Origin of the sequence: Frigoribacterium sp. Leaf415 (assembly GCF_001424645.1) — a bacterium.
Classification (GTDB): domain Bacteria; phylum Actinomycetota; class Actinomycetes; order Actinomycetales; family Microbacteriaceae; genus Frigoribacterium.
In genome coordinates, this window is record NZ_LMQR01000001.1 from 634,245 (window position 1) to 659,427 (window position 25,183).

Annotated in this window: 27 protein-coding genes; 20 read left to right on the forward strand and 7 right to left on the reverse strand. The window is 70.3% G+C overall.

The genetic code is table 11. The features are described 5' to 3' along the window. Window positions 1–210: 210 nt before the first annotated feature. Window positions 211–792, reverse strand: coding sequence for a histidine phosphatase family protein (locus ASG28_RS02960; protein ID WP_055971849.1), 582 nt, complete (start codon window positions 790–792; stop codon window positions 211–213). A gap of 88 nt (window positions 793–880) precedes the next feature. Then, on the reverse strand, window positions 881–1,897 hold the full coding sequence (locus tag ASG28_RS02965; protein WP_055971853.1) for a TerC family protein: 1,017 nt from the start codon (window positions 1,895–1,897) through the stop codon (window positions 881–883). Window positions 1,898–2,094: 197 nt separating this feature from the next. Here ASG28_RS02965 and ftsY point away from each other — a divergent pair, with 197 nt between their 5' ends. Continuing rightward, window positions 2,095–2,976, forward strand: a complete 882-nt coding sequence (ftsY, locus tag ASG28_RS02970; RefSeq protein ID WP_369813588.1) for a signal recognition particle-docking protein FtsY — start codon at window positions 2,095–2,097, stop codon at window positions 2,974–2,976. Between the two features lie 186 nt (window positions 2,977–3,162). Here the strand turns inward: ftsY and lipA are convergent, their stop codons facing one another. Both lipA and lipB read right to left on the reverse strand, forming a co-directional pair. After that, window positions 3,163–4,149, reverse strand: a complete 987-nt coding sequence (gene lipA / locus ASG28_RS02975) for a lipoyl synthase (RefSeq protein WP_055971856.1) — start codon at window positions 4,147–4,149, stop codon at window positions 3,163–3,165. Continuing rightward, a complete protein-coding gene (gene lipB / locus ASG28_RS02980; protein WP_055971859.1) occupies window positions 4,146–4,829 on the reverse strand; it encodes a lipoyl(octanoyl) transferase LipB in 684 nt (227 codons plus the stop codon). The genes lipA and lipB overlap by 4 nt, the downstream gene beginning before the upstream one ends. Before the next feature lie 104 nt (window positions 4,830–4,933). On the opposite strand from lipB, the gene ffh reads away from it, so the two are divergent. Continuing rightward, window positions 4,934–6,508: a signal recognition particle protein gene (ffh, locus tag ASG28_RS02985; protein ID WP_055971862.1), complete on the forward strand. Its 1,575-nt coding sequence runs from the start codon at window positions 4,934–4,936 to the stop codon at window positions 6,506–6,508. A gap of 91 nt (window positions 6,509–6,599) precedes the next feature. Here ffh and ASG28_RS02990 read toward each other — a convergent pair whose 3' ends face one another. Next, entirely contained in the window at window positions 6,600–7,745 is a 1,146-nt protein-coding gene (locus ASG28_RS02990; RefSeq protein WP_055971865.1) for a glutamate--cysteine ligase, read from the reverse strand. Between the two features lie 303 nt (window positions 7,746–8,048). Between ASG28_RS02990 and rpsP the strand changes: the two genes are divergently transcribed. From rpsP to trmD, 4 genes are read left to right on the forward strand one after another with little or no spacing between them, the layout of a single operon-like run. Beyond that, a complete protein-coding gene (rpsP, locus tag ASG28_RS02995) occupies window positions 8,049–8,465 on the forward strand; it encodes a 30S ribosomal protein S16 (protein ID WP_055971869.1) in 417 nt (138 codons plus the stop codon). 3 nt (window positions 8,466–8,468) lie between these two features. Further along, on the forward strand, window positions 8,469–8,705 hold the full coding sequence (locus tag ASG28_RS03000; RefSeq protein ID WP_055971873.1) for an RNA-binding protein: 237 nt from the start codon (window positions 8,469–8,471) through the stop codon (window positions 8,703–8,705). Between the two features lie 4 nt (window positions 8,706–8,709). Beyond that, window positions 8,710–9,381, forward strand: coding sequence for a ribosome maturation factor RimM (rimM, locus tag ASG28_RS03005; protein ID WP_235477495.1), 672 nt, complete (start codon window positions 8,710–8,712; stop codon window positions 9,379–9,381). 3 nt (window positions 9,382–9,384) lie between these two features. Further along, on the forward strand, window positions 9,385–10,077 hold the full coding sequence (trmD, locus tag ASG28_RS03010; RefSeq protein ID WP_054145618.1) for a tRNA (guanosine(37)-N1)-methyltransferase TrmD: 693 nt from the start codon (window positions 9,385–9,387) through the stop codon (window positions 10,075–10,077). Between the two features lie 54 nt (window positions 10,078–10,131). Here trmD and map read toward each other — a convergent pair whose 3' ends face one another. Continuing rightward, window positions 10,132–10,902 carry a type I methionyl aminopeptidase gene (gene map, locus ASG28_RS03015; protein WP_055971877.1) on the reverse strand — a complete coding sequence of 257 codons (771 nt, stop codon included), beginning with the start codon at window positions 10,900–10,902 and terminating at the stop codon, window positions 10,132–10,134. A gap of 38 nt (window positions 10,903–10,940) precedes the next feature. Here map and ASG28_RS03020 point away from each other — a divergent pair, with 38 nt between their 5' ends. The 9 genes from ASG28_RS03020 (at window position 10,941) to ASG28_RS03060 (ending at window position 18,202) form a co-directional block, all read left to right on the forward strand. Further along, on the forward strand, window positions 10,941–11,510 hold the full coding sequence (locus ASG28_RS03020) for a hypothetical protein (protein ID WP_055971879.1): 570 nt from the start codon (window positions 10,941–10,943) through the stop codon (window positions 11,508–11,510). Between the two features lie 160 nt (window positions 11,511–11,670). Next, on the forward strand, window positions 11,671–12,018 hold the full coding sequence (rplS, locus tag ASG28_RS03025; RefSeq protein ID WP_043596315.1) for a 50S ribosomal protein L19: 348 nt from the start codon (window positions 11,671–11,673) through the stop codon (window positions 12,016–12,018). A 67-nt stretch (window positions 12,019–12,085) separates the two neighbouring features. After that, window positions 12,086–12,835 (forward strand): signal peptidase I, encoded by a 750-nt coding sequence (gene lepB / locus ASG28_RS03030; RefSeq protein ID WP_055971882.1) that lies wholly within the window; start codon window positions 12,086–12,088, stop codon window positions 12,833–12,835. Next, window positions 12,832–13,470, forward strand: a complete 639-nt coding sequence (locus ASG28_RS03035; protein ID WP_055971885.1) for a ribonuclease HII — start codon at window positions 12,832–12,834, stop codon at window positions 13,468–13,470. The genes lepB and ASG28_RS03035 overlap by 4 nt, the downstream gene beginning before the upstream one ends. A 141-nt stretch (window positions 13,471–13,611) precedes the next feature. Further along, the gene (locus ASG28_RS03040) at window positions 13,612–13,935 is read left to right on the forward strand and encodes a DUF2469 domain-containing protein (protein ID WP_043596320.1); all 324 of its coding nucleotides are present in this window, start codon (window positions 13,612–13,614) and stop codon (window positions 13,933–13,935) included. A 151-nt stretch (window positions 13,936–14,086) separates the two neighbouring features. Next, a complete protein-coding gene (locus ASG28_RS03045) occupies window positions 14,087–14,452 on the forward strand; it encodes a YraN family protein (RefSeq protein ID WP_055971888.1) in 366 nt (121 codons plus the stop codon). Further along, window positions 14,449–15,978, forward strand: a complete 1,530-nt coding sequence (locus ASG28_RS03050) for a YifB family Mg chelatase-like AAA ATPase (RefSeq protein ID WP_055971891.1) — start codon at window positions 14,449–14,451, stop codon at window positions 15,976–15,978. The genes ASG28_RS03045 and ASG28_RS03050 overlap by 4 nt, the downstream gene beginning before the upstream one ends. After that, a complete protein-coding gene (dprA, locus tag ASG28_RS03055; protein ID WP_082454292.1) occupies window positions 15,975–17,237 on the forward strand; it encodes a DNA-processing protein DprA in 1,263 nt (420 codons plus the stop codon). Before ASG28_RS03050 ends, dprA begins: the two co-directional genes overlap by 4 nt. A gap of 50 nt (window positions 17,238–17,287) precedes the next feature. Further along, window positions 17,288–18,202: a tyrosine recombinase XerC gene (locus ASG28_RS03060; protein ID WP_082454294.1), complete on the forward strand. Its 915-nt coding sequence runs from the start codon at window positions 17,288–17,290 to the stop codon at window positions 18,200–18,202. Between the two features lie 69 nt (window positions 18,203–18,271). On the opposite strand, the gene ASG28_RS03065 is transcribed toward ASG28_RS03060, so the two are convergent. Next, a complete protein-coding gene (locus ASG28_RS03065) occupies window positions 18,272–18,817 on the reverse strand; it encodes a murein hydrolase activator EnvC family protein (RefSeq protein WP_055971894.1) in 546 nt (181 codons plus the stop codon). 133 nt (window positions 18,818–18,950) lie between these two features. Here ASG28_RS03065 and ASG28_RS03070 point away from each other — a divergent pair, with 133 nt between their 5' ends. The 5 genes from ASG28_RS03070 to pyrH all read left to right on the forward strand — a co-directional run bounded on the left by ASG28_RS03070 (window position 18,951) and on the right by pyrH (window position 25,178). After that, window positions 18,951–20,399: a sugar porter family MFS transporter gene (locus ASG28_RS03070; protein WP_055971896.1), complete on the forward strand. Its 1,449-nt coding sequence runs from the start codon at window positions 18,951–18,953 to the stop codon at window positions 20,397–20,399. 69 nt (window positions 20,400–20,468) lie between these two features. Then, window positions 20,469–22,184, forward strand: a complete 1,716-nt coding sequence (locus ASG28_RS03075; protein ID WP_055971899.1) for a BCCT family transporter — start codon at window positions 20,469–20,471, stop codon at window positions 22,182–22,184. A 320-nt stretch (window positions 22,185–22,504) separates the two neighbouring features. Next, window positions 22,505–23,437 carry a 30S ribosomal protein S2 gene (gene rpsB, locus ASG28_RS03080; protein ID WP_055971902.1) on the forward strand — a complete coding sequence of 311 codons (933 nt, stop codon included), beginning with the start codon at window positions 22,505–22,507 and terminating at the stop codon, window positions 23,435–23,437. Between the two features lie 42 nt (window positions 23,438–23,479). Further along, window positions 23,480–24,307 (forward strand): translation elongation factor Ts, encoded by an 828-nt coding sequence (gene tsf, locus ASG28_RS03085; protein WP_043596332.1) that lies wholly within the window; start codon window positions 23,480–23,482, stop codon window positions 24,305–24,307. Window positions 24,308–24,458: 151 nt separating this feature from the next. Beyond that, window positions 24,459–25,178 carry a UMP kinase gene (gene pyrH / locus ASG28_RS03090; protein ID WP_055971906.1) on the forward strand — a complete coding sequence of 240 codons (720 nt, stop codon included), beginning with the start codon at window positions 24,459–24,461 and terminating at the stop codon, window positions 25,176–25,178. Window positions 25,179–25,183 lie beyond the last annotated feature (5 nt).

The window sequence follows — 25,183 nt, forward strand, 5'->3', positions numbered from 1 at the left end:
GTGAGCCATGCGAGAGGTCGGGTTCGGCACGTCCCGACCCCCCCCGAGCGGTCGGGTTCAGTACGGGGTCAGCCCTCGCGTCGGTCGGCTCGTACCAGGCCAGGCCAGGCCAGGGCAGGACCCCGACCCGACCCGACGAGAAACGCAGGAGGCGCGACCTGCGTGGCCGCGCCTCCTGCGTTCTCGTCGTGCCCCATGGGGCACCGGGTGTCAGTCGATCGGCGTGTCGACGACCCCGCCGTTGATGCTCAGCACGCGCCAGGCGGTGCCGTCCCACTCGACCGTGTTCGCCGCGGCGTTCTCGATGTGCGGGACCTCGCGGCCGAGGATCTCGGCGAGGGTGAAGCGGATGATCGTGCCGTGGCAGACGACGACGATGTGGGCGTCGTCACCGTCGAGCGGCAGTCGCGTGTCGCGGATCATCTCGAGCGCGCCGATGCCCCGGGCGGCGACCGACTCGCGCGGCTCGATGTCGGGGTAGTCGGCGTTCGGCTGGTCGGGGATCGGCGACTCGGGCGTGCGACCCTCGTGCGAGGCGTAGTCGCGCTCGATCAGCTCGGCGTAGGCGTCGCCGAGTTCGATGCCGAGTTCGGCGGCGATGATCTGTGCGGTCTCGCGGGCGCGCCCGAGCGGCGACGACACGATGGCGCTCCACTCGACGCCGGCCAGCAGACGCGCCGCCTCGAGGGCCTGGCCGCGTCCCGTGTCGTTCAGCGGGATGTCGGACGAGCCCTGGAGCTTGTCGGCGAGGTTCCAGTCGGTCTGACCGTGGCGGATGAGTTCGAGGCGCATCGGGGTGTTCCGTTCGATGGTGCGGCCGCGGCGGTGCCGCGGGGGAGTGACGACGGGCGGCCCCGGAGGGAGGCCGCCCGTCGGGGGATCAGTGGTCGTCGTCGGTGCTCGCCGTGACGCCGGCCTTCGCACGGGCGTCCCGTCGGGTCTTCGCGAGGCTGGCGACCGTCGCGACGGCGATGGTCAGCACGATGAAGCCGAGCGAGAACCAGATCGGGATCTCGGGAATCCACGTGATCGGCTCGCCGCCGTTGATGAACGGCACCTCGTTGACGTGGAGGGCGTGGAACAGCAGCTTGACGCCGATGAAGGCGAGGATGACCGCCAGGCCCTGGGCCAGGTAGACGAGGCGCTCGAGCAGACCCGAGATCAGGAAGTACAGCTGACGCAGGCCGAGCAGCGAGAACGCGTTCGCCGTGAAGACGATGTACGCCTCTTGCGTGAGGCCGAAGATGGCGGGGATCGAGTCGAGGGCGAAGAGCACGTCGGTCAGGCCGATCGCGACCATCACGAGGAAGAGCGGGGTGAAGAGGCGCTTGCCGTCGACCTTGGTGGTCAGCTTCTGGCCGTCGTAGTCCGTGGAGGTCGGGATGACGCGGCGGAGGGCGCGGATGAGCTTGCTGTCCGCCTCGTCCTTCTCGTCGTCGCCGTGGCCGCCCTTGACCTGGCTGTAGGCGAGCCAGAAGAGCAGGATGCCGAAGAGGTAGAAGACCCACGAGAAGTTCTCGATGATGACGACGCCGGCCGCGATGAACAGACCACGCGAGAGCAGGGCGATGGCGATGCCGACGAGCAGCACCTTCTGCTGGTAGATGCGGGGCACCGCGAAGCTCGTCATGATGATCAGGAAGACGAACAGGTTGTCGACCGAGAGGGCCTTCTCGGTGATGTAGCCGGCGAAGTACTCGCCACCGAAGGTCCAGTTCGAGAAGACGCCGACGCCGACGCCGAACAGGATGGCGATGCCGATGTAGACGCCCGACCAGATGGCCGACTCGCGGATCGTCGGCTCGTGCGGCGTGCGGACGTGACTGAAGAAGTCGAAGAACAGCAGGCCGATGATGCCGGCGATGGTGATCGCCCAGGTCAAGAAGTGGACGTCCATGTGTGTACCTCCAGTACGCAGCGGGTACCGAAGGTCTCCTCCACTCGCGTCGCGTCCTGATCAGGACGGCTGCGAACCGGTGCACCGGGTCGAGATCGGTCTCTTCCGTATTGACGACGCCACCGCGTGGGAGTACTCCCCTTCAACCTGGCGAGCTTACAGCCTCTGCACGTCCGCGGTCTCGCCCGGGGCCGAATATGCTGGCCCGCATGGCTTCTCCCTGGTCCCTCTCCGGTGCCCTCCGTGGCATGTTCGCCAAGAAGACGATCGACGAGACCACGTGGGACGACCTCGAGGCCGCCCTGATCGGCGCCGACTTCGGCCCCGACGTGACCGAGCAGATCATCGACGACCTGCAGGCGAAGGTGCAGCGCTACTCGACCACCGACCCCGCCGACCTCAAGCGCATGCTGCGCGAGACGCTCGAGGAACGGCTCTCGAAGCTCGACTCGACCCTCAAGCTCAGCGCCCGACCCGCCGTGGTGCTCATGGTCGGCGTCAACGGCGTCGGCAAGACGACGACCATCGGCAAGTTCGCCAAGTTCCTGCGCAACTACGACCGCTCGGTCGTCGTGGGTGCGGCCGACACCTTCCGCGCGGCCGCCGTCGAGCAGGTCGCGACCTGGGCCGAGCGTGCCGGCGCCCGCATCGTCCGCCCCCAGCAGCAGGGCCAGGACCCGGCGTCGGTGGCGTTCCAGACGGTCGAGCTCGCCATGCGCGAGGGCATCGAGATCGTCCTCATCGACACGGCGGGGCGCCTGCAGACGAAGTCGGGCCTGATGGACGAGCTCGGCAAGATCAAGCGCGTCGTCGAGAAGCAGACCGAGATCGCCGAGGTGCTGCTCGTGCTCGACGCGACGACCGGCCAGAACGGCCTGGCCCAGGCGCAGGCCTTCATCGAGCACGCCGGGGTGACCGGCCTCGTCCTGACGAAGCTCGACGGCTCGGCCCGGGGCGGTTTCGTCCTCGCGGTGCAAGAGCAGACCGGCATCCCGATCAAGCTCGTCGGTCAGGGCGAGGGCATCGGCGACCTCACCGGCTTCACCCCCCACGTGTTCGTGCAGAACCTGATCGCCTAGCTGCCGTCGACGCTGTCGACTCGGTCCTCGGTCGCAGGTTCCCTCGGCGCTGGCGTCGCGGCGCCGCTGGCGCGTCGCCCTGAGCTCCAGCGCGCGTCCAGAACCTGATCGCCTAGCTGCCGTCGACCGAAACGCAGGAGGCGCGGGTCACGCGACCCGCGCCTCCTGCGTCCACTCCAGCGCGCGTCACACGGCCTGGCGTCCGGCCCCCGCCTCGAGCAGGTGCCGCAGCGCCTCGGGCACGACCCCGCCGCGTGCCTCGGTCGCCCGCGCCCACAGCCGACCCGCACGGTACGACGACCGCACGAGCGGCCCGGCGAGCACGCCGCTGAAGCCCATGTCCTCCGCGATCTCGCGGAAGTCGACGAACTCGTCCGGGTGCACCCACCGGGCGACCGGCAGGTGCCGCGGGCTGGGGCGCAGGTACTGGGTCAGCGTGATGATGTCGGTGTGCGCCTCCCGGAGGCGTTCGAGGGCGTCGATCACCTCACCCCGTTCTTCGCCCATGCCGAGGATGAGGTTCGACTTCGTCACGAGCCCGGCGTCGTGCCCCTGCGTGATGACGTCGAGGGACCGCTCGAAGGTGAACGCGGGACGGATGCGCTTGAAGATGCGCGGCACCGTCTCGACGTTGTGGGCGAAGACCTCGGGCCGGGCGTCGAAGACCTGCCCGAGCAGGTCGGGGCGACCGGTGAAGTCGGGGACGAGGATCTCGACGCCCGTGCCCGGGTTCAGCTCGTGGATGCGCCAGATGGTCTCGGCGTAGAGCCACGCGCCTCCGTCGTCGAGGTCGTCGCGCGCGACGCCCGTGACGGTCGCGTAGCGCAGCCCCATCTCGCGCACCGACTCGGCGACCGAGAGGGGCTCGCGGCGGTCGAGCGGGCTCGGTTTGCCCGTGTCGATCTGACAGAAGTCGCAGCGGCGCGTGCACTGCGAGCCGCCGATGAGGAACGTGGCCTCGCGGTCCTCCCAGCACTCGAAGATGTTCGGGCAGCCGGCCTCCTGGCAGACGGTGTGCAGCTTCTTGTCGACCACGAGCTCGGTCAGCGCTCGGTACTCGGGGCCCTGCCTCGCGGTCGTCTTGATCCAGGCCGGCTTCTTCTCGATCGGGGTCTCGGCGTTGCGGGCCTCGACGCGCAGAAGGCGTCGGCCCTCGGGGGCGGTCGTCGTCATCGGTGGGCTCCCACGGGGTCGGGTCGGGCAGGCAGGCGGTCGGCGGTCTCGAGGCCGGTCAGGTAGGCGGTCAGGGTCGCCTCGAGGGCGTCCGCGACGTCGGTGACGGCCACGCGCCTCCCGGAGGCGCGGGTCAGGCTGGTGACGCCGGCGTCCGTGATGCCGCAGGGCACGATCTGGGCGTAGGGGGACAGGTCGGCGTCGCAATTGACCGCGACACCGTGCATCGTCACGCCCTCGGCGACCCGCACGCCGACCGCCGCGACCTTCTCGTCACCGAGGGGCCCCCGCACCCAGGCGCCGCTGCGCCCCGCCACGCGCACGGCCGACACTCCGACGCCCGAGCACACGTCGATCAGGCACGCCTCGAGTGCTCGGACGTGCGCGACGACGTCGAGCGGTTCGGGCAGGCGCACGATCGGGTACGCCACGAGCTGGCCGGGGCCGTGCCAGGTGATGCGTCCGCCGCGGTCGACCGGGACGCCGGGGGAGCCGTCGCGAGGCAGGTCGGTCGGCTGCGTCCGCGTACCCGCCGTGTAGACGGACGGGTGCTGGCAGAGGACGAGGGCCGAGTCGAGTCGACCGGCCACCACGTCGGCGTGCAGCTGCCGCTGCAGGCGCAGCCCCTCGCGGTAGTCGAGCGGCGGACCCGTCAGGCCGACACGTCGCGTCGTGGTCATGCCCCGAGCGTAACCGCATTGATGCACCGAGTACAACAAAACCGAGCCCAGGAGGCGCGGCCACGCAGCGCAGGACGCCGACGGTCGGTTAAGATGGGCGCACCATGGCCACTTTTGGAACCCTCTCCGACCGCCTCGCGGAAACGTTCAAGAACCTCCGCAACAAGGGCAAGCTGAGCCCCGCCGACGTCGACGGCACCGTGCGCGAGATCCGTCGCGCCCTGCTCGACGCCGACGTCGCGTTCGACGTCGTCAAGGCGTTCACGAACACGGTGCGCGACCGCGCCCTCGGCGACGAGGTCAGCAAGGCCCTCAACCCGGCGCAGCAGGTCGTCCAGATCGTCAACGAAGAACTGGTGCAGATCCTCGGTGGTCAGCAGCGTCGGCTCGAGTTCGCCAAGAACCCGCCGACCGTCATCATGCTCGCGGGCCTCCAGGGTGCCGGCAAGACGACCCTCGCGGGCAAGCTGGCCAAGTGGCTCGCGAAGGACGGCCACACGCCCATGCTCGTCGCGGCCGACCTCCAGCGCCCCAACGCGGTGACGCAGCTGCAGGTCGTCGGTGAGCAGGCCGGGGCCCACGTCTTCGCACCCGAGCCCGGCAACGGCGTCGGCGACCCCGTCAAGGTCGCCAAGCAGGCCATCAAGTACGCCCGCGACAAGCAGTACGACACCGTCATCGTCGACACGGCCGGTCGTCTCGGCGTCGACGCCGAGCTCATGAAGCAGGCCGCGAACATCCGCAAGGCCGTCGACCCCGACGAGGTGCTCTTCGTCATCGACGCGATGATCGGTCAGGACGCCGTGGCCACCGCCAAGGCCTTCCAGGACGGTGTCGACTTCACCGGCGTTGTGCTCTCGAAGCTCGACGGCGACGCCCGCGGTGGTGCCGCCCTCAGCGTCGCGTCGGTCACCGGCCGCCCCATCATGTTCGCGTCGACGGGCGAGTCGCTCGACGACTTCGAGCCGTTCCACCCCGACCGCATGGCGAGCCGCATCCTCGACCTCGGTGACATCCTCTCGCTCATCGAGCAGGCCCAGCAGGCCTTCGACGAAGAAGAGGCGATGGCGGTCGCCCAGAAGATCGCGACCGACTCCTTCACGCTCGACGACTTCCTCACGCAGATGCAGCAGCTGCGCAAGATGGGCTCGATCAAGGGCATGCTCGGCATGCTGCCGGGCGCCAAGGGCATGCGCGAGCAGCTCGAGAACTTCGACGAGCGCGAGATCGTCCGCACCGAGGCGATCATCCAGTCGATGACCCAGCAAGAGCGCGCGATGCCCAAGCTGCTCAACGGCTCGCGTCGACTGCGCATCGCCCGGGGCTCGGGCATGACCGTCACCGACGTCAACCAGCTCGTCCAGCGCTTCGAGCAGGCCTCGAAGATGATGAAGACCGTCGCCAAGGGTGGCGTGCCCCAGGTCCCCGGCATGGGCCCGATCCCCGGGGCCTCCTACGCCGGCAAGAAGTCACAGCCCAAGAAGAAGGGCTCGAAGGCCGGCAACCCGGCGAAGCGTGCCGCCCAGAACGCCGCCCTCGCCACCGGCGCCAAGCCGGCGTCCTCGGCTCCCGGCGGTTCGGGCTTCGGGCTCGGCGGCGGTGGTGGAGCCACGGCCGGCGGCACCGCACCCTCGCCCGAAGAGCTCGCGTCGCTGCAGAAGATGCTCGGGCGCGGCTGACCCGACCCGCGCCTCCTGACGGTCGCCGACGCCCGTCCCGCCTGATGCGGGGCGGGCGTCGTCGTCCGTGCGTGGTGCCGGACGCAGCGGCTCACTCGGCTGCGGACAACCCCTCGTCGAACTCGCGGACCAGCGAGGCCACGACGGGCCGGAGGTCTCCGCCGTGGGCGGCGGCCACGGCGAGCTGGCGCTGGTAGCTGGCCCCGCGGTCGGTGATCGTGGCGAGCGAGTGCAGTTCGTCGAGGCAGCCGAGGCGGTCGGCCGCCGGCTCGAGCGTCGTCACGAGCTCGCGCAGGTCGTCCGTCACCAGTCGTTCGTCACCGGCGGCGTTCTGGATCACGATGGCGTCCATGCCGTATCGGGCCGCGCGCCACTTGTTCTCGCGGACGAACCACGGTTGCATCTGCGGCAGGCTCTCGCCGCGGTCGAGCCGCTCGGACATGTCGTCGACCAGGCACTGCACCAGCGCCGTCACGGCGGAGAGCTCGTCGGTCGTCGCGATGCCGTCGAAGACGCGGGTCTCGAGGGTGCCCCACTTCGGCGAGGGGCGGAGGTCCCAGCGCAGTTCGCTGTGGTCGTCGATCACGCCGGTGTGGGTCATGTCGGCCACCATGGCCTCGTACTCGGACCAGGTCGCGAACTGGGGCGGCAGTCCCGCCGTCGGCAGCTGCTGGAACATCAGGGCGCGGTTCGAGGCGTATCCCGTCTCTTCGCCGACCCAGAACGGGCTCGACGCGGTCAGGGCCTGGAAGTGCGGCAGGTAGGTGAGCATGCCGTTCAGGATCGGCAGCGCCTTGTCGCGGTCGTCGATGCCGACGTGCACGTGGACGCCCCAGATCATCATCTGGCGACCCCACCAGCGCGTGCGGTCGATCAGGGTCGCGTAGCGCTCCTTGCCGGGGGTCACCTCTTGGTCGACGTAGCGGCTGTAGGGGTGCGTCCCGGCGCACATCAGGTCGGCGCCGAGCACCGACGCGGGGCCGCGGACCTGGTCGATCGTGCCCTTCAGGTCGTCGACGGCGTCGGCGACACGGCGGTGGACGCCCGTGACGACCTCGACCGTGTTGGTGAGCAGTTCGTTGGTCAGGCGCTCGGGACCGCCGTCGTTCACGTGCGCCAGGTCGGCGAGGATCGCGGGGGCGTGCGGTGCCAGCTCGCCCGACTCGTGGTCGACGAGGGCGAGCTCCCACTCGACGCCGAGGGTCGACCGCTCTGAGGTCGTGAAATCGATGCGCATCCGCGTGGCCTTCCCGTGGGCGTCAGGGCGGGTCCATCCTGCCAGCCGAGGGCCCGAGGGGGCCGTCCGCCGGGCTGGCCGGCGCCTCCCGGGTCGTCCCGTGACGCCGAGGAGGCGCGGTGTCGGACACGACGCGACGCAATTCGTGCAGATGGCCTTTCGTCTGCAACAATGGGAGGTCGAGTCTTCCGTCGTCCGACCCTCTAATCAGGCGACGTTCGACTCCCATCAGAGCTTTCGAGCCGAGTGTGCCCCCACGCTCACGGCTGGCAACTCGCCCACATCACATCACACAGGAGAATTGTGGCTGTCAAGATCCGTCTCAAGCGCATGGGCAAGATCCGCGCCCCCTACTACCGCATCGTCGTCGCCGACTCGCGCACCAAGCGCGACGGTCGCGTCATCGAAGAGATCGGCAAGTACCACCCGACCGAAGAGCCCTCGTTCATCGAGGTCGAGTCGGAGCGTGCGCAGTACTGGCTCGGCGTCGGCGCACAGCCGACCGAGCAGGTCGCCGCGCTGCTGAAGCTCACGGGTGACTGGGGCAAGTTCAAGGGCGACGCCGACGCCGTCAGCACCGTCAAGACCAAGGCCCCGAAAGAGGCCTTCGTCGCCGACGAGAAGAAGAAGCCGGTCCTCGTGCCCAAGACCGAGAAGCCCGCCGTCAAGGCCGAGGCGCCCGCCGAGTCCAGCGACGACGCCGAGACCACCGAGGCGTAGTCGGTGCTCGCACCTGCACTCGAACACCTCGTCCGGGGGATCGTCGATCACCCGGACGAGGTGCAGGTCGTGGAGAAGAACTCCCCGCGAGGCGACGTCCTCGAGGTGCACGTCCACGCGGACGACCTCGGTCGCGTGATCGGCCGTGCCGGTCGCACCGCCAAGGCCCTCCGCACCCTGGTCACGGCTCTGGCCGACGGCAAGCGCGTCCGGGTCGACGTCGTCGACGGCGATCTCTAGAACCGTGCCGTCCGACCGCAAGACCGAACTCCGGGTGGGGCGCCTCACCAAGGCCCACGGCCTCAAGGGCGCCCTCAAGCTCGAACTCTTCACCGACACCCCCGAGCAGCGCTTCGTGCCGGGTGCCGTGTTCCGCCTGCAGGTGCCCGCCGACAGTGCCTGGCACGACAAGACCCTCACCCTCACCGAGTTGCGCTGGTACAACAGCCACCCGGTCGGCTTCTTCGAGGGCGTCGACGACCGCACTGCCGCCGAGTCCCTCGTCAAGGCGATCCTCTGGGTCGACCAAGACACCGACGAACTGCCGCACGAGGACGACGCCTGGTACGACCACCAGCTGGTCGGCCTCCGCGTCGAACGTGACGGCGTCGTCGTCGGCACCGTGGCCCGGGTCGACCACATGCCGGCCCAAGACCTGCTCGCGGTCGACACCGCGTCGGGCGAGGTGCTCGTCCCGTTCGTCTCGGCTCTCGTGCCGAAGGTCGACGTCGAGGCCGGCGTGGTCGTCGTGACCCCGCCGCAGGGGCTCTTCGAAGAGCTGGCCGACGACACGGACGACGAGTCGGCATCCGACGGCGTCGACGAGCCTGTCTCCGACGGCGTCGACGAGCCTGTCTCCGACGGCGTCGACGAGCCCGTCTCCGACGGCGAGTCCGCTTCCGACGACGAGCGCTGACGCGTGCGCATCGACATCGTGTCGATCTTCCCCGAGTTCTTCGGGGTGCTCGACATCTCGTTGCTCGGCAAGGCGCGGCAGCAGAAACTGCTCGACGTCGAGGTGCACGACCTGCGTGACTTCACGCACGACCGGCACCGCACCGTCGACGACACGCCGTACGGTGGCGGCGCCGGCATGGTCATGCGCCCCGAGCCCTGGGGCGAGGCGCTCGACCACGTCTTCGGCGAGACGTCCACGCCCGACGACACGATCATGATCGTCCCGTCGCCGGCCGGCACGCCGTTCACCCAGGCCACGGCTCGTGAGCTCGCGTTCGCGCCCCACCTCGTCTTCACCTGCGGCCGTTACGAGGGCATCGACCAGCGCGTCGTCGAGCACGCCGCCACCCGGGCGACCGTTCGCGAGATCAGCCTCGGCGACTACGTGCTGAACGGTGGCGAGGTCGCCGTCACGGCGATGATCGAGGCCATCGGGCGTCTCGTCCCGGGTGTGGTGGGCAACCCCGAGAGCCTCACCGAAGAGAGCCACGAAGACGGCCTGCTCGAGTACCCCAGCTACACCAAGCCGGCGTCCTGGCGGGGTCTCGACGTGCCTCCGGTGCTGCTCAGCGGCAACCACGCGGCCATCGCGACCTGGCGTCGTGAGCAGCAGCTCGAACGCACCCGCCGGGTGCGTCCCGACCTGCTCGACTGACGGGGTCCGCCGGCTGAGGCCCAGGCCAGGGCCCGAGGCCCCGGCCCGTCCGGTTCAGCCGCGTGCGGTGAGCACGAGCGGTCCGTCCTCGGTGACGGCGACGGTGTGTTCGACGTGCGCCGCCCTCGAGCCGTCGACGCTGCGCAGCGTCCAGCCGTCGGCGTCGGTGACGATCTCGTCGGTGCCCCGCATCAGCCACGGCTCGATCGCGACCACGAGCCCGGGCCGCACCGGCCAACCCCGGCCCGCGCGTCCGTCGTTCGGCACGTGGGGATCCCCGTGCATCGTCCGTCCGACCCCGTGGCCGCCGAACTGCAGGTTGACCCCGTAGCCCGCACCACGCGCGACCTGGCCGATCGCGGCCGAGACGTCGCCCAGCTTGGCACCCGGCCTCAGGGCGGCGATGCCGGCGTCGAGTGCGACCTCGCACGTCTCGATCAGGCGGAGGTCCTCCGGCGACGCCTGCTCGCCGACGACGAACGACACGGCCGAGTCGGCGACCCAGCCGTCCACCGAGGCGGCGAAGTCGAGGCTGAGCAGGTCTCCGTCACGCAGGCGGTAGCGGTGCGGCAGGCCGTGCAGGGCCGCGTCGTTGACCGACGTGCAGATCACCTTGCCGAACGGACTCGCGCCGAACGAGGGGTGGTAGTCGACGTAGCAACTCTCGGCGCCCGCCTCGCGGATCATGCGGTGCGCGAGCGCGTCGATCTCGAGCAGGTCGACCCCCGGTCGGGCTGCAGCTCTGGCCGCGTCGAGCACGCGGGCGACGAAGGCTCCGGCGGGCCGCATGCGCTCGATCTCGTCGGGAGTGCGCAGTTCGATCATGCAGCCATTCTTCACGATCGTTTCGTAGCCTCGACCGCATGACGATGCGCCGGGTCTTCTACCGCCTCCTCTGGGTGGCCGTGTTCGTGCTGCCGCTCTGGGTGCTGCTGGGCCGGGCGTTCTTCGGCGTCCCGCTGGGACTGCAGTTCGTCGGCCAGCTGCTGCTCGTGCCCCTGCTCTTCGTGGGGCAGGCGGTGGCCACCGGTGTGGTGGTGGGTCGCCGCAGCGTCCGGCAGGCCAAGGCCGTGTCGTGGGCCGACGTCGGTCTGCTCACCCTGTCCTGGCTCGGCCAGCTCGGTCTGGGGTTCTTCATCGTCGACAGTTCCGCCGAGTCCCGGTCCGCGTCGGCCTTCACGCAGGTCGCCGGCGGGGTCTCGTCCCTCGACCTCTCGACCGCCCTGTTCGCGCTCTGCGCCGTCGTGACGATCGCGGCGGGCGTCGGCCTCTTCGCCTCGGCCCTGTGGCAGTTCGTCCAGGAGGCGCGGGCCCGCATGGCCACGTCGCTCGCCGATCTCGAGAGGGTCGCCTCGGGCACCGGGGCCGCCGCGGGGCGTCGGCCCGGCTACGGCGACGACGGCCCGGTCATCACCATCACGCCGCGAGGCTGACACGGGGGCCCGTGCTGTGGCACACTTGACACTTGTGCCTGCGCACGACTCTGCCACAGGGGAGTCTGCCGATCCAGAGCACACCTTCTTCATCATGACGGGCGCGTGACGCGCCCCAGACACGCAGTCGACCTGTGGCGGTTGCAGAGAGCGAACGACAATGCACATCCTCGACGCGGTTGACTCCGCCAACCTCCGCTCGGACGTCCCCGACTTCCGTGCCGGCGACACCGTCAAGGTGCACGTCAACATCATCGAAGGCACGCGCTCGCGCGTCCAGGTCTTCCAGGGTGTCGTCATCGGCAAGCAGAACGAGGGCATCCGCGAGACCTTCACGGTCCGCAAGGTGAGCTTCCAGGTCGGCGTCGAGCGCACCTTCCCGGTGCACTCCCCGGTCATCGACCACATCGAGGTCGTCAGCCGTGGTGCCGTCCGTCGCGCCAAGCTCTACTACCTGCGCGAACTGCGCGGCAAGAAGGCCAAGATCAAGGAGAAGCGCGACAACTAGTCACGCCCTCCAGCGACATCCTCCGAGCTCCCCGCCATCTAAGATGGCGGGGAGCTCGGGTGGTTAAATGACGAATGACACAGTGAGGCGCGCCCTGCGTCCTCGACGCGACGACGGCAAGAAGCGCGGCATCGGCACGTTCGTGCGCGACGTCCTCGTCATCTTCCTGGCGGCCCTCCTCATCTCGTTCCTCATCAAGACGTTCCTGATCCGGTCGTTCTACATCCCCTCGGGTTCGATGGAACAGACGCTCCAGATCAACGACCGCATCATCGTCAACGAGCTCGTGCCCGACCTCGTCGACGTCAAGCGGGGCGACGTGGTCGTGTTCACCGACCCGGGTGGGTGGCTCGACGGCACGGCGCCGATCAGCACCACCACCGGCAACCCCGTGTCCGACGGCATCTCGTGGTTCCTCACGCAGGTCGGGCTCGGTGCACAAGACAGCAACGACCACCTCATCAAGCGGGTGATCGGCCTGCCGGGCGACACGGTCGAGTGCTGCAACGACTTCGGGCAGATGTCGGTCAACGGCGTCCCCCTCGACGAGCCCTACGTGAACCTGCCCCCGGGTGAGACCCGCGTCTCGGCCGACGACTTCTCGGTCACGGTGCCCGCCGACTCCCTGTGGGTCATGGGCGACAACCGCTACAACTCGAAGGACAGCCGCTACAACGGCGCCACCCCGAGCAAGGGATTCGTCCCGATGAGCGACGTCGTCGGGCGTGCCTTCGTCATCAGCTGGCCCACCGACCGGTGGACGTGGCTCGGCGACTACCCCGACGTCTTCCGCGGCACCGAACGAGAGGGCGAATGAGCCCCGTCGTCGACCCGACCCTCGAGGTCGAACGCGAGCTGCACGCCTCGGGAGCGACCTGGGTCATCGGCTGCGACGAGGTCGGCCGCGGCGCCATCGCCGGGCCGGTCGCCGTCGGGCTCGGGGCGGTCCACGTCGAGTGCCTCGACGTCCCCGAGGGCCTGCGCGACTCGAAGCTCCTGTCCGAGAAGCGCCGTGAGGCGTTGTACCCGCTGGCGACGGCCTGGGTGTCCCACCACGCGGTGGGCTACGCCGAGGCACACGAGGTCGATCGGCTGGGCATCGTCGTCGCCCTCGGGCTGGCGGGCAAGCGTGCCCTCACCGCCCTGCACCACGCGGGCGTCGGCATCATGCAGTCCGTCGTGGTGCTCGACGGCAACCACGACTACCTGTCGCCCCAGCTCGCCACCCCGCCCCGCATCACGACCCGGGTCAAGGCCGACCGCGACTGCGCGTCGGTGGCGGCGGCGTCGGTCATCGCCAAGGTCGAGCGCGACCGGCTGATGATCGAGGCCGACGGCGTCCACCCGGGCTACGGCTGGGCCGGCAACAAGGGCTACGGCTCGTCGGCGCACTACGGGGCCCTGTCCGAGCTGGGGCCGTCGCCGCTGCACCGTCTCACCTGGTTGCACTGACCCCAGGGCCAGGGCCAGGGCCAGGGCCAGGGCCAGGGCCAGGGCCAGGGCCAGGGCCAGGGCGAGGGCCAGGACCAGGGCCAAGAGCCGGCGGGCCATCGGGCGTCCGCCGCCCCGGGGGCCGCGTAAGATGATCCTCCGATGGACGAGGACGATTTCGAAGACTACGACCGCGAGGTCGAGCTCGCGCTGTACCGCGAGTACCGCGACGTGGTGTCGCAGTTCCGCTACGTGGTCGAGACCGAGCGGCGCTTCTACCTGGCCAACGAGGTCGACCTCGTCCGGCGCGACACCGAGCACGACTTCTACTTCGAACTGTCGATGACCGACGTCTGGGTGTGGGACGTCTACCGTTCCGACCGCTTCGTCAAGTCGGTCCGGGTGCTCACCTTCAAAGACGTGAACGTCGAAGAGCTCACGACCCGCGACCTCGAGCTGCCGAAAGAACTCGCGCTCGACGAGTAGTCCCGGCCGCGACGCGTCCCGTTGCAGCGGGACGCGGTCCGTCTGACACGGCTCGTCCCCACCCGTCGCCGGATCGGTGGCGTCCCCAGAGGATCTCCCGCCCACCCTCCGAGGGGCAGGCCTCCGCCAGCCTGCTGGCAGGAGGTCAGACATGGCGAAGAAGGACGAATTGGGTCGGCGCGGCGAAGACGTCGCGGCCGAGTACGTCGAGGCGCAGGGCATGCGGGTCGTCGAGCGCAACTGGCGGTGTCGCGAGGGCGAGATCGACGTGGTCGCCCTGGACGGCGACGAACTCGTCGTCGTCGAGGTCAAGACGCGGTCGGGCACCGGCTACGGCCACGCACTCGAGGCCGTGACGCCGGCCAAGCTGGCGCGTCTGCGACGGCTGGCGGGGGCCTGGTGCCAGGCGCATCCCTCCACGACGCCCCGGGGGTTGCGCATCGACGTGGTGGGCATCACGGTCGAGCGGTGCGCGGGGCACGAGCGCATCGACCACGTCCGAGGGGCCGGAGCATGAGCGTGGCGCGGACGAGGGCGGTCGCCCTGCTGGGGGTCGACGGCGCCCTGGTCGAGATCGAGGCCGACATGGGTGCCGGGTTGCCCGCGTTCGTGATCATCGGTCTGCCCGACACCTCGCTGGGCGAGGCCCGCGACCGGGTGCGGTCGGCCGCGACGAACTCCGGGTGCGCCTTGCCGGCGCGCAAGCTGACCGTCAACCTGTCACCGGCCTCGCTGCCCAAGCAGGGGTCGTCCTTCGACCTCGGGATCGCCATCGCGGCGCTGGCCGCAGCCGAAGTCGTTCCCGCCGAGTCCGTCGAACGCGTCGTCCACCTGGGCGAGCTCGGTCTCGACGGCCGACTCCGCCCCGTCGACGGCGTCCTGCCCGCCGTGCTGGGTGCGCGTCGGGCAGGGGCCACCACCGTCATGGTGCCGACCGACAACGCCGACGAGGCCGCCCTCGTGCCCGGCATCCGCGTGGTGGCCGTGCCGAGCCTCCGCGAGGCCGCGATCTGGCACGGCGCGGGTCTCGAACCCGAACCGGTCGAGGCCATCACGAGATCGCGCTCCGAACCGGCGGTGCCGGCCGAACTCGACCTCGCTGACGTCATCGGCAACGTCGACGCCGTCGAGGCGCTCGTCGTCGCCGCGGCCGGCGGTCACCACCTCCTCATGGTGGGCCCGCCCGGCGCGGGCAAGAGCATGCTGGCGGCCCGCCTGCCGGGTCTGCTGCCCGACCTCGACGCCGACTCGGCCCTCGAGGTCGCGTCGATCCGCTCGTTGGCCGGGGTCGCCGTCACGGGCGACCTCGACCGGCGTCCACCGTTCGAGGCACCTCACCACACCTGCAGCGCGGCGGCCCTGGTCGGCGGCGGCAGCGGGGTCATCCGGCCCGGCGCCGCGTCGAGGGCGACCCGCGGCGTGCTGTTCCTCGACGAGGCGCCCGAGTTCCAGCAGACGGTCCTCGACTGCCTCCGCCAGCCCCTCGAATCGGGCGAGACCGTGGTCCACCGATCGCGGTCGGTGGCCCGCTTCCCGGCGCGGTTCCAACTCGTCGCCGCCGCCAACCCGTGCCCCTGCGGGCAGTACGGTTCCCGCGACTCCGACTGCAGCTGTTCCCCGCACCAGCGGCGTCGGTACCTCGGCAAGCTCTCCGGGCCGCTCGTCGACCGCATCGACCTGCAGTTGCGGGTGGCCCGCATCAGCTCGTCGCAGTTCCGCGCCTCGGCCGACGTCGTGCCGACGACGACGCGTCAGGCCCGCGACCGCGTCGACCGGGCACGCGACCGTGCCGTCCGTCGGCTCGACGGCACGCCCTGGCGGTTGTCCGGCGAGGTCCCGGGCACCTGGCTGCGTGACCCGGCGAATCGCCTGGCCGTGGCGGACTCGCAGCCCGTCGACCGAGCTCTCGAGACCGGTGCCCTGACGATGCGGGGCTACGACCGCGTGCTGCGCGTCGCCTGGACCCTCGCCGACCTCGACGACGAACCCGCCCCCGTCCGCCGTCACGTCGTGCGGGCCCTGAGCATGCGGCGATCGCTGTGAGCGACCTGCTCCGGGCGACCCCCGCCGAGCTGGCCGATCTCGTGCGGCCCGTCCTGCCGAGGCCCGACGATCTCAGCGAGGCGCAGGCCGTCCGGGCCTTCGCCCTGGGCGCCTGGACGGGGGTGGTCGAACCGGGGGACGCGGTGGGTGGGGTCGTCAGGTCGACGTTGGGGCCGACCGTGGGGCTCCGCGTCGTGCTCGAGGCGGCGGTCGGTCACGACGAACCCCGCCCGGGTCTCCTCGCGGGGGCCCTGGTCGAGGCCGGGGCGACCCTCGACGACGTCGAGCGGCTCGACCTCGTCCGGGCGCTGAAGAGATGGCGGCCGCGACTCGAGACCAGCGTGATCCTCCGGTCGTTCCACACGGCGACAGCGGTGGGGTCGCGGCTGCTCGTGCCGGGCTCCCCGCTCTGGCCCGCGGTCCTCGACGAGCTCGGCGATCACGCGCCCGTGGCCCTCTGGGCGCGAGGTCCGGCGCCGGTTCCGACACCGGCGTCGAGCATCGCGATCGTCGGCTCGCGGGCGGCGACGGCCTACGGCGAGCAGGTGTCGGCAGAGCTCGCCGACGGCGTGGCCGACCGAGGCCTCGCGATCGTCTCGGGTGCCGCCTACGGCATCGACGGTGCCGCCCACCGGGCGGCCCTGGCCGCGTCGGCGACGACGATGGCGGTCATGGCCGGGGGAGTCGACCACCTCTATCCGGCCGGGCACGACGGCCTGCTGCGACGCATCATCGAGACGGGCCTGATGATCTCCGAGGCCCCCTGCGGGGGCAAGCCGTCACGGTGGCGCTTCCTGCAACGCAACAGACTCATCGCGGCCCTGACGGCCGCGACCGTCGTCGTCGAGGCCGGCGGGCGCTCGGGGTCGCTGAACACGGCCGCCCACGCCCAGTCGCTCGGTCGTCCGGTCGGGGCCGTGCCCGGCCCGGTGACCTCGCCGTCGTCCGTGGGCTGTCACGGCCTGATCCGATCCGGTCTGGCCGAGTGCGTGACGAGTCCCGACGAGGTCGTCGCACTCGCCGGGGTGTCGACCGACCTCGTCGTGGCGTCGTACCGGGGGCGGCGTCTCGACCCCGCGACGATGCGGGTGCTCGACGCCCTCAGCACGACGGCGACCCGCGAGACCGACGAACTGGCCGTCGCGAGCGGTCTGTCGCTCGAGACCGTCCGCGACGTGGTCGCCGAACTCGACCTCTCGGGTGCTGTCCGACGGTACGGGTCGGGGTGGCGACGGGTGAGGGGGCGCCGCGATGGCTAGCCTGTCGGCATGCACGGGCCGGGGTCGAGACGCGAGGGGCGGGCCCTGCCGTGACGCGCCTCCTGGGCGAGGTCGAACGGTTCGCGGACCACCTGCACGACGGCCGGGGGCTCAGCGACCACACGGTGCGGTCGTACGGGGCCGACCTCGACTCGCTCGTCGTCTTCGCCGAGAACCGGCTCGGCCGCCCGGGCGAGGTGGGCGACCTCGACCTCGACCTGCTGCGCGACTGGCTCTGGCAGGGCACGCAGGCCGGGCTCGCCCGGGCCACCCTCGCGAGGCGGTCGGCGAGCGTCCGGGCCTTCACCCGGTGGCTCGACGAGACCGACCGGACGCCGGTCGACGTCGGTGCGCGGCTGCGTGCACCGAAGCCCGAGAGCCGTCTGCCCCGCGTCCTCACCCGTGACCAGGTCGACGGCCTGCTGGCCTCCCTCGCCGTCCGTGCCGACACGGGTGACCCCGGTGCGCGTCGGGACCTCGCCGTCGTCGAACTGCTCTACGGCGCGGGCCTCCGCGTGTCCGAGCTCGTCGGAGCCGACCTCGGTGACGTCGACCTCGGACGCCTGACCGTGCGGGTCACCGGCAAGGGGGCGAAGCAGCGCGTCGTGCCGTTCGGGGTGCCGGCGGCCGCGGCTCTGGGGCGGTACCTCGAACTCGCCCGCCCGACGCTCGTCACCCCGGCCACGGACGCCGCCTTCTTCGTGGGGGCGACCGGGGGCCGGCTCGGCACGCGGGCCGTCTACAGGCTGGTCGCCGGGCTGCTCGCCGACCTCCCGGGCGGGGGACCGGCGGGGCCGCACGCGCTGAGGCACACGGCGGCCACCCACCTGCTCGACGGGGGCGCCGACCTCCGGGCCGTCCAGGAGCTGCTCGGCCACGCGAGTCTCGGCACCACGCAGATCTACACGCACGTCTCGACCGACCGGCTGCGGGACAGCTACCGTTCGGCGCACCCGCGCGCCTGACGGCGCCCACCCTGCCCGACGAGGCCCCGCGCACCCACGGTCACCGGCCCGGCCCGGCCCGGCCCCTGTTCAGCGGGGCCGCGTCGGCAGCAGCACCGACGGTTCGATCCCACCCAGGAACACCAGGGGCGAGACGTACTCGCCGTCGATGCGCGCCCCCAGGTGCAGGCACGGCCGGTCGGCGCAGTGCCCTGGCTCGAGCACACCGACGGTCTGCCCCCGCGTGACGACGTCGCCCTTCGCGACGTCGGCCACCACCGGCTCGAAGCTGCTCAGCACTCCGCCCGAGTGGGCGATCGACAGCACCGGCCGGTCCACCACGACCCCGGCGAAGTGCACCACCCCGTCGTCCGGAGCGATCACGACCGAGCCCTCGGTCGTTCCGACGTCGATGCCGCGGTGCCCCGGCGACCACGGGTTCGGCGGCCCGACGAAGGGGCGGACCACCGGGTGGGGTGAGGCGACGGGCCAGGCCCACACCGCGCCTCCTGCCCCCACCGCCCGAGGCGACGCGACCGCCGGGGCGGGCGCGAACGCCCCGGCCGCGACGATCGCCAGGATCGTCGTCGAGGCGGAGGCGAGGCGGCGGATCGACCGTGGAGGGAATGAACGCATACCGGCACCGTGCCGGTCGCGCAAGCTTTCTCGGCGAGGCGTAAGGTTCACCCGTGCATGAACACCCCGTGCACACCGTTTGTGGGGGAGTCGTGGCCACGAGCCCTGCTCCTCGAGCCGTGAAGGAGTACAGGTGTCGAACACCACTGCAACGACGAAAAGCTTGAACAGGCGGGTGACCGCGCTCGCCGTGGCGGCGGCCATCGGCGGGTTCCTGTTCGGCTTCGACTCGTCCGTCATCAACGGCGCCGTCCAGTCGATCACCGACGAGTTCGGCCTCACCGAGTTCGCCTCGGGCTTCGCGGTCGCCTCGGCCCTGATCGGTTGCGCCATCGGTGCTTACGTCGCCGGCCGTCTCGCCGACAAGATGGGCCGCATCAAGGTCATGCTGATCGGTGCCGGTCTGTTCCTGATCAGCTCCATCGGTGCCGCCGCGGCCTTCGCCGTCTGGGACCTCGTGCTCTGGCGCGTCATCGGCGGCCTCGGCATCGGCATCGCGTCGGTCATCGCCCCCGCCTACATCAGCGAGGTGTCGCCCAAGGCCATCCGCGGTCGTCTGGCGTCGTTCCAGCAGCTCGCCATCACCCTCGGCATCTTCGCCGCCCTGCTGTCGGACCAGCTCTTCGCGGTCACGGCGGGCGGCGCCTCCGAGCCGTCGCTCTTCGGTCTCGCCGCCTGGCGCTGGATGTTCCTGGTGGGCATCGTCCCGTCGGTCGTCTACGGCATCCTCGCCTGGCGTCTGCCCGAGTCGCCGCGGTACCTCGCCGGTGACGGGCGTGAGGCCGAGGCCAAGAAGGTCCTGCGGTCGATCGTCCCGGCCGAGACGGTCGAGACGAGCCTGAAAGAGATCACCGACTCGATCCGCACCGAGGCCGAACTCGAGAAGAAGTCGTCGATCCGTGGCACCCGCTTCGGTCTGCAGCCCATCGTCTGGGTCGGCATCATCCTCGCCGTGCTGCAGCAGTTCGTCGGCATCAACGTGATCTTCTACTACTCGACCACCCTGTGGCAGGCCGTCGGCTTCCAGGAAGAGGACTCGTTCCTCATCTCGACCATCACCGCCATCGTCAACGTCGCGGTGACCTTCATCGCGATCGGACTCGTCGACAAGGTCGGTCGCCGGCCGATGCTGCTGACCGGCTCGATCGGCATGTTCGTCAGCCTCGCCGTCACCGCCCTGGCGTTCAGCCAGGCCACCACCTCGGCAAGCGGCGACCCCTCGCTGCCCGGTGCTTGGGGGCCGGTGGCGCTCGTCGCCGCGAACCTCTTCGTCGTGTCGTTCGGCGCCACGTGGGGCCCGCTCATGTGGGTGCTGCTCGGCGAGATGTTCCCGAACAGCATCCGTGCCACGGCGCTCGGCGTGGGCAGCATGGCCAACTGGATCGCCAACTTCATCGTGACGGTGTCGTTCCCGACCCTGGCCGCCCTCAGCCTCACGCTGTCGTACGGCATCTTCGCGTTCTTCGCGCTCGTGTCGTTCTTCTTCGTCCTGGCGAAGATCCCCGAGACGAAGGGCCGCTCGCTCGAAGAGATGGGCACGTCGGCCGTCCAGGCCGACGCGGGGCGGTCCGCGAAGGCCTGAGCCTGGCAGAATCGATGCACGTCCCGTCCAGATCCTGGGCGGGACGTTCGCATTCTGAGAGGACTTCCGATGAGCCACGCCGACGACGCGACACCGGTCGCGCACGCCGACGAGACACCCGGCAACGCGACGAGCGCCGCCCGCGACCACACCCAGGAGGCGCTGGTCACGCCCCGCCGGAGGGCCTTCGCCCCGTGGGTCTTCTGGCCCGCAGCGGCCGTGATCCTCGGCTTCGTCGTCTTCGCCATGGCCTTTCCGACCGTGGCCGAGGGCCTGTTCGGGTCGATCCAGAGCGGCATCGTGGGGGCGTTCGGCTGGTACTACGTGCTGCTCGCGGCCGTCTTCGTGGTCTTCGCCCTGTGGATGGGCGTCAGCCGTTACGGCGACATCAAGCTCGGCAAGGACGACGACGAGCCCGAGTTCTCGCGCCTCTCGTGGCTCTCCATGCTCTTCGCCGCCGGCATGGGGATCGGCCTGGTGTTCTACGGGGTCGCCGAACCGCTCAGCCACTACGCGAGTCCGCGCCCGGGCGTGACCGGCGACGACAACCAGCTCGCCGGCCAGGCCCTGAGCCAGACCTACCTGCACTGGGGCGTGCACGCGTGGGCGATCTACATCGTGGTGGGGCTGGGCATGGCCTACGCGATCCACCGTCGTGGCCGTCCGGTGTCGATCCGGTACGCCCTCGAACCCCTGCTCGGCAGCCGCATCGACGGTCTCTGGGGCAACGTCATCGACGTGGTCTCGGTCGTCGGCACGCTCTTCGGCGTCGCGACGTCGCTGGGTCTCGGCGTTCTGCAGATCTCGGCCGGACTCTCGGCCGCGGGCATCGCCGAGCCGACCCTGGTGATCCAGGTGATCCTGATCGCGGCCATCACGGGCGTCACGATCTTCTCCCTGGTCAGCGGGGTCACCAAGGGCATGAAGTGGCTCTCGAACATCAACATCGTGCTGGCCGCCCTGCTGCTCGTCTTCGTGCTGGTCAGCGGCCCGTCGCTCTTCCTGCTGCGCGACTTCGTCCAGTCGCTCGGCAACTACCTGCAGAACGTCGTCGGCCTGACCTTCACGGTGAGCGCCTTCTCGGGGGCCGAGGGCGAGGCCTGGCAGGGGGCGTGGACGACCTTCTACTGGGGGTGGTGGATGTCCTGGGCGCCGTTCGTCGGCATCTTCATCGCACGCATCTCGAAGGGCCGCACGGTCCGCGAGTTCGTCGTCGGCGTGCTCGTCGTGCCGACGCTGCTGACCTTCCTCTGGTTCAGCGTCATGGGCGGTGCCGCGCTCTACCGTGAGGTCTTCGGGGGCGGCGGCCTCGTGGGCGCCGACGGCTCGGTCGACACCGAAGGGGCGCTCTTCGAGATGCTGCAGGGCCTGCCCGGCGGCTCGATCGCGGTCTTCGGGGCCATCCTGCTGATCGGTCTGTTCTTCATCACGTCCTCCGACTCGGGCTCGCTCGTCCTCGGCATGATCTCGACCGGCGGCGACACCGAGCCGAAGACCTGGGTCCGCATCTTCTGGGCCGTGGTCACGGCCCTCGTCGCCATCGCCCTGCTCGTCACCGGCGGGCTCGACGCCCTCAAGACGGCCGCGATCATCACGGCACTGCCGTTCAGCGTCGTCATGATCGGCATCTGCGTCGCGACCTTCCGGGCCTTCGACGCCGAGCACCGACGTGTCCTGCGGGCGCGTCGCACGCAGCTGCGCGACGACTTCGGCGACCACTACGGACTCGAGGAGGCGCGGGTCCCCAAACGCGGTCTGCTCGGCCTCGGTCGCCGCCGCTCGTAGCCGAGGTGCGAGCCTGCGGTGGTCGCCGTCCTCGGGTGGCGACCACCGCCTCCTCGGGTCCGTGGTGGTGCTAACATGAACGATGCAGCCTGCTCAGCGGGCTGACTTCGCGTGCCCTGTGCGTCCTCGGACGCACCGACGTCGAGGCGACCTGGTCGCCTCGCGCCGCTCCCGGCCTCCACGTCCATTCGGTCCGAACGCGCCTCACGGTGTGATCGGCGGACGTGTGCCCGGGCACCAGGCAGTGGCGACCGACCGGTCGCCCGACAACCGACAAGCAGGCGCACCCGCGGGTGCGCCCAGAATCAAGGAGAACGACCATGGCCGTCGTCACCATCCGCCAGCTGCTCGACAGCGGCGTCCACTTCGGACACCAGACCCGCCGCTGGAACCCGAAGGTGAAGCGCTTCATCCTCGCCGAGCGCTCGGGCATCCACATCATCGACCTGCAGCAGTCGCTCGGGTACATCGACAAGGCGTACGACTTCGTCAAAGAGACGGTCGCCCACGGTGGCACCATCCTCTTCGTCGGCACCAAGAAGCAGGCCCAGGGCTCCATCGCCGAGCAGGCCAACCGCGTCGGCCAGCCCTTCGTCAACCAGCGCTGGCTCGGTGGTCTCCTGACCAACTTCCAGACGGTCTCGAAGCGCCTCGCCCGCATGAAAGAGCTCGAAGACATCGACTTCGACGACACGACGCAGGGCTTCACCAAGAAGGAACTGCTGATCAAGAAGCGTGAGCTCGACAAGCTGCACAAGACGCTCGGCGGAATCCGCAACCTGACCAAGACGCCGTCCGCCCTCTGGGTCGTCGACACCAAGAAAGAGCACCTCGCGATCGACGAGGCCAAGAAGCTGGGCATCCCGGTCATCGGCATCCTCGACACGAACTGCGACCCCGACGAGATCAACTTCCCGATCCCGGGCAACGACGACGCGATCCGTTCCGTCGGCCTGCTGACGCGCATCGTCGCCGACGCCGCCGCCGAGGGCCTGGTGCAGCGTCACCAGAAGCCCGAGGACGCCGACCAGCCCGTCGAGCCCATGGCCGAATGGGAGGCCGAGCTGCTCGCGCAGGGCGAGGCCAAGGCCGCTGACGCCGCCGCCGAGGCCCCGGTCGCCGAGGCCCCCGTCGAGGAGAACGACGCCGACGCACAGGTCGCCGCGAAGCCCCTGGGCGAGCCGGTCGTCGAGCCCGTCGCCGAGGCGACCGAGGCCACCGCCGCCGAGCCGGCCGACGCCGACTCGAAGTAGTCCTCCTCCACCCTTCCGACTCCACGAAAGGAAGTCAGACACATGGCCAACTACACCATCGCTGACGTCAAGATCCTCCGTGACCGCCTCGGCGCGGGCATGGTCGACAGCAAGAACGCCCTCGAAGAAGCCGACGGCGACATCGAGAAGGCCGTCGAGATCCTCCGCGTCAAGGGACTGAAGGGCGTCGCCAAGCGCGAGGGCCGTCAGACCACCGCGGGTCTCGTCGCCGCGAAGCCCGGCTCGGGCTACGCCACGCTGATCGAGCTCGCCAGCGAGACCGACTTCGTCGCGAAGAACGAGAAGTTCGTCGCCCTGGCCGACCAGGTCCTCGAGGCCGTCCACGCGGCCGGTGCCTCCAGCGCCGCCGAGGGCAACGCCGCCGCGATCGGTGGCCAGACCGTCGAGGCCTTCGTCAACGACGAGGCCGCGCTCATGGGCGAGAAGGTCGAACTGCGCACCGTCAACCGCATCGAGGGCGAGCAGTTCGCCATCTACCTGCACAAGACCTCGAAGGACCTGCCCCCGCAGGTCGGCGTGGTCGTGGGCTACACGGGTGACGACGCCGAGACCGCTCGTTCGATCGCTCAGCACATCGCCTTCGCCGCGCCGACGTACCTGTCGCGTGACGAGGTGCCGGCCGAGCAGGTCGACAAGGAGCGTGCCATCGTCGAGGAGACCGCGAAGAACGAGGGCAAGCCCGAAGCGGCCCTGCCCAAGATCATCGAGGGTCGCCTCACGGGCTTCTTCAAGGAGATCGCCCTGCTCGACCAGGCCTACGCGAAGGACAACAAGTTGTCGGTCGCGAAGGTCGTCGACGAGGCCGGACTGTCGATCACGGGCTTCGCCCGCATCAAGGTCGGCGCCTAAGCAGCACCGTGACGGGGCCCGAGACGAACGTGTCTCGGGCCCCGTTCCCGTGCCCGGCCGAGGTGACGACGTCGGGTGCATCAGCGGCGACGGACGGCGACCAGCCCGAACTCGCTAACCTGGCTACGGCCACGACGAGACGGAGACTCGCATGACATCGGAAACCACCGGACGACGACGCGTCCTGCTGAAGCTCTCGGGCGAGGCCTTCGGCGGCGGCCAGCTCGGCGTGAACCCCGACGTGGTCGGCGCCATCGCCCGCGAGATCGCCGATGCGGCGACCGACGTCGAGATCGCCATCGTGGTCGGCGGCGGCAACTTCTTCCGCGGTGCCGAGCTCAGTCAGCGCGGCATGGACCGGGGCCGGGCCGACTACATGGGCATGCTGGGCACCGTCATGAACGCCCTCGCCCTCCAGGACTTCCTCGAGCAGGCCGGTGCCGCGACGCGTGTCCAGTCCGCCATCGCGATGACCCAGGTCGCCGAGCCCTACATCCCTCGTCGTGCCGAGCGGCACCTCGAGAAGGGACGCGTCGTCATCTTCGGTGCCGGGGCCGGTCTGCCGTACTTCTCGACCGACACCGTCTCGGCCCAGCGAGCCCTCGAGATCGGGGCCTCCGAGGTCCTCGTCGCCAAGAACGGCGTCGACGGCGTCTACTCGGCGGACCCCCGCCACGACCCGTCGGCGGTCAAGCTCGACCAGCTCACGTACCAAGAGGCACTGATGCAGGGGCTCAAGGTCGTGGACTCGACCGCCTTCAGCCTCTGCATGGACAACGGCATGCCCATGCACGTGTTCGGCATGGAAGGCGAGGGCAACATCGCCCGCGCCATCCGCGGCGAACGCATCGGAACCATCGTCAGCAACTAGACGAC